We start from the raw sequence: 3,748 nt of genomic DNA, 5'->3' as shown, positions 1-3,748 counted from the left end.
CGGCGCCCCGGACCCCGGGACGCCGCCGCTCGCGGTGGGTCGCGACCGACCTAGCGGCCGGGCAGGAAGCGCATCGCGTCCGTCGCGGGGGCGAGCATCTTGTGCCACCGCGTGCGGGGCAGGAACGACGGCCCGCCCAGGTGCATGACGCGCTGCGTGGCGATGGTCTGCGCCTCGGTGTACTTGAGCAGGCCCTCGTCGCCGTGCCTGCGGCCGACGCCGGAGGCGCCCATGCCGCCCATCGGACCCGCGACCGAACCCCAGCCGGCCACGTAACCCTCACCGACGTTGACGGTGCCGGTCCGCAGCCGCGCGGCGATCTCCTCGCCCTCCGAGTCCGACGCGGCGAACACCGAGGAGTTGAGCCCGTATTCGGTGTCGTTGGCCTTGGCCACGGCCTCGTCCACCGAGTCGACCGGGTAGATCGACACGACCGGACCGAACGTCTCCTCGCCGAAGCAGGTGGCGTCCTCCGGGACGTCGGCCAGCAGTGTCGGCTCGTAGAACAGGGGGCCGAGGTCCGGGCGGGGGCGCCCACCGGCCAGGACGCGGGCGCCCTTGGCCACGGCGTCGTCGACGTGGGCGGTCACGGTGTCCAGTTGATCCCGGGAGATCAGGCTGCCCATCTCCGCCTCGAAGTCGTAGCCCGGGCCCACACTCATGGACCGGACGCGGGCGGTGAGCTTCTCGATGAGCTGGGGGGCCACCGACCTCTCCACGTACACGCGCTCCACCGAGATGCAGAGCTGGCCGGAGTTGGAGAAGAACGCGCGGGTTGCCACCTCGGCCACCTCGTCGAGGTCGGCGCCCGCCGCGACGATCATGGCGTTCTTGCCGCCGAGCTCGGCGGAGAACCCGATGAGCCGCTCGCCGCACTGGCGACCGAGCGTGCGGCCGGTGGCCGTGGAGCCGGTGAACATGAGGTAGTCCACGTTCTCCACGATCGCCCCGCCGACGGTGCGGCCCGAACCGGGGACCACCTGGAACAGGTCGCGGGGCAGACCCGCGCGGTACAGCAGGTCCGCTGCGGCCAGGGCGCAGAACGGCGTGATGGAGGCGGGCTTGATCACCACGGCGTTACCCGCGGCCAGGGCCGCCAGTGCGTCCGTGGCGGCGAGGTTGAGCGGGTAGTTCCACGGCGCGATCACACCCACGACGCCCTTGGGGTGGCGTCGGACCACGGCCTTGGTCAGGCCCGGCAGCATGCCCTGGACCCGCTTGGGGGCGAGCAGCCCCGGGGCCGTCTTGGCGTAGTGACGTGCGGTGATGAGGCAGTCCAGGACCTCCTCCTGCGCCGAGGCCCGGCTCTTCCCGGTCTCCGCCTGGACGATGTCCATGAGCTGCTCGCGATCGCGCATGACCAGGGAGGCGAAGCGCTTGAGCACGGCGACGCGGTCCGCGGGCTCGCGGTCGGCCCACGCGATCTGGGCGGCGCGGGCCCGCTCGACGGCCGCCAGCACGTCGTCGGCGGTGCCCACGGGGATCTCGGCGAGCGGCTCGCCGGTGAAGACCTCCTCGATGACGGCTGACTCCCGACTCGAGGGATCGGAACGGAATTCGGGGATCGCGACGAGGTCGCGAAGTCGGTCGTAGACACGGGGCGTGGGTCGGCTCATGCCCCGATGTTACCGACGAGTAAGCCGACGCGGTACCGACTCGCCCTTGACCCTGACGTCGCGTCAGGGCCCAGGGTGGTCGATGTGAGAGATGCTGGAGCGATGACGAGGAGTGACGGGCTCACCGTGGGCGCGGTCGCCGACCTCGTCGGCGTCAGCGTCCGGACCCTGCACCACTGGGACCGGATCGGTCTGGCGCCGGCGAGTGGACGGACGTGGTCGGACTACCGCGTGTACGACGACGACGACGTCGCGCGCATCCACCGGATCCTGGTCTACCGCGAGCTGGGCCTCCCGCTGGCGCAGATCGGGGTGCTGCTCGACGACCCCGACGTCGACGAGGGCGCCCACCTGTCCCGGCAGCGCGAGCTGCTCCTCGACCGCATCTCGCACCTGCAGGAGATGGTCTCCGCAGTAGACCGCCTGAAGGAGGCGATCGCCGTGAACACACCACTGACACCCGCGGATCGGGCCGAGATCTTCGGCACCGACTGGAACGAGGACTGGCAGGCCGAGGCGCAGCAGCAGTGGGGCGACACCCCGCAGTGGGAGCAGTCGCGACAGCGCACGAGCACGATGTCCAAGGAGGACTGGCGCCGGGTCAAGGCCGAGACGGATTCGCTCAACGCCGACCTGGCCGCAGCCAAGCGGGCCGGGGTTGACCCCGCCTCACCCCGGGCCGCGGAGCTGGTCGAGCGGCATCGTGCGTCGATCTCGACGTTCTACGACTGCACGCGCTCGATGCAGGTGCTGCTGGCGCGCATGTACCGGCAGGACCCTCGCTTCAGCGAGACGTACGACTCGCTCGAGCCGGGCCTGACCGGGTGGATCGAAGCCGCTGTCGAGGCCGACGCCCGCGCGCACGGTGTGGACCCCGACACCGCCACGTGGGACTGATCCCGGTAGTCCCTCACCGATCCGCTCCCGGGTTGCGCTGCGTGTTCGTCCGGCTCGCGACCGGTCGTGCGCCAGGGGTGGTCCATTCCGGGCGCGCGACTCGGCCGACGAGAGGCCGGTCGTGCGTACCCTGGACGCATGACCAGTCGATGGACCACAGCCGACATCCCTGACCAGACGAGCCGGACCTTCGTCATCACCGGCGCCAACGCCGGCCTCGGGCTCGAGTCCACCCGGGCGCTCACCGCGGCGGGAGCCCGGGTTCTGATGGCGTGCCGGGACACCACCCGCGCCGAGGCCGCCCGGGCCGGCCTGGCGCACCCGGATCGGGCGGAGGTCGTCCAGCTGGATCTGGCCGATCTGGACTCGGTCCGCTCCGCCGGTCGGGTGCTGGCCGACCACCGACCCGATGTGCTGATCAACAACGCCGGACTGATGAACATCCCGCAGTCGCGCACCGCCCAGGGCCACGAGATGCAGTTCGGGGTGAACGTGCTCGGCCACTTCGCGCTCACCGAGCAGGTCGTCCCCGTGCTCACCGACCGGGTGGTGTGGCTCGGCTCGATGATGCACAAGAGGGGCACCGTCGATCCGGACGACCTCGACTGGACCCGCCGCAAGTACTCGCCGATGGGGGTCTACGCGGCCACCAAGCTCGCCTGCGTCATGCTGGCCTACGAGCAGCAGCGTCGGTTCGACGCGGCGGGGTCACCGCTGAAGGCCGTGGCCGCCCACCCCGGGTACTCGGCCACCAATCTCCAGTACCGCAGCGGCAGCCGGGTCCAGGACCTGATGATGCGGGTCGCGGAGAAGGTCCCGTTCCTCGTCCAGCCGGCCGAGCGCGGGGCCCTGCCCCAGCTCTACGCCGCCACCGTCGACTCCGTTCCCGGCGGCGCGTACGTGGGTCCCGACGGCTTCGGTGAGCTCAGTGGATACCCGAAGATCGTGGACTCCACCCGCGCCTCGCACGACCGCGCGGTGGCGGCGGCCCTGTGGGATCGGTGCGCGGAGATGACAGCGGCTCGATGACGACGAGCTGAGCCCCGCCCGCGGCTCAGCCGCCACGGCACTTTCGCGGCTCAGCCACCGGGCACCTTCGCGGCTCAGCCGCGGCGCCTGGAGCCCGCCAGCAACAGGGCCCCCAGCAGCAGACTCACCGTGGCCAGACCCGCGATCGCGGTGGTCTCCACGCCGGTGGCGGCCAGGGTCGCGGGGCCCGAGGCCTGAGCCCGGGC

3 protein-coding genes are annotated in these 3,748 nt (G+C 71.6%); 2 read left to right on the top strand and 1 reads right to left on the bottom strand.

Annotated features, from left to right (window positions below; translation table 11 throughout):
- Positions 1–50 precede the first annotated feature (50 nt).
- Positions 51–1,616 (bottom strand): succinic semialdehyde dehydrogenase, encoded by a 1,566-nt coding sequence (locus G6031_RS02065; protein ID WP_182652284.1) that lies wholly within the window; start codon positions 1,614–1,616, stop codon positions 51–53.
- Positions 1,617–1,718: 102 nt separating this feature from the next.
- On the opposite strand from G6031_RS02065, the gene G6031_RS02060 reads away from it, so the two are divergent.
- A complete protein-coding gene (locus tag G6031_RS02060; RefSeq protein ID WP_182652283.1) occupies positions 1,719–2,513 on the top strand; it encodes a MerR family transcriptional regulator in 795 nt (264 codons plus the stop codon).
- 138 nt (positions 2,514–2,651) lie between these two features.
- Positions 2,652–3,542 (top strand): oxidoreductase, encoded by an 891-nt coding sequence (locus G6031_RS02055; protein ID WP_182652282.1) that lies wholly within the window; start codon positions 2,652–2,654, stop codon positions 3,540–3,542.
- The last annotated feature ends 206 nt before the right edge of the window (positions 3,543–3,748 follow it).

The organism is Dietzia sp. CQ4, from assembly GCF_014145125.1.
GTDB lineage: Bacteria > Actinomycetota > Actinomycetes > Mycobacteriales > Mycobacteriaceae > Dietzia > Dietzia natronolimnaea.
This window is presented reverse-complemented; position numbering and strand designations above follow the sequence as displayed.

What these genes read in the sequence shown, in the direction of transcription:
- G6031_RS02065 (WP_182652284.1), bottom strand. Translation starts at nt 1,616, where the DNA reads ATGAGCCGACCCACGCCCCGTGTCTACGACCGACTTCGCGACCTCGTC.
- G6031_RS02060 (WP_182652283.1), top strand. Translation starts at nt 1,719, where the DNA reads ATGACGAGGAGTGACGGGCTCACCGTGGGCGCGGTCGCCGACCTCGTC.
- G6031_RS02055 (WP_182652282.1), top strand. Translation starts at nt 2,652, where the DNA reads ATGACCAGTCGATGGACCACAGCCGACATCCCTGACCAGACGAGCCGG.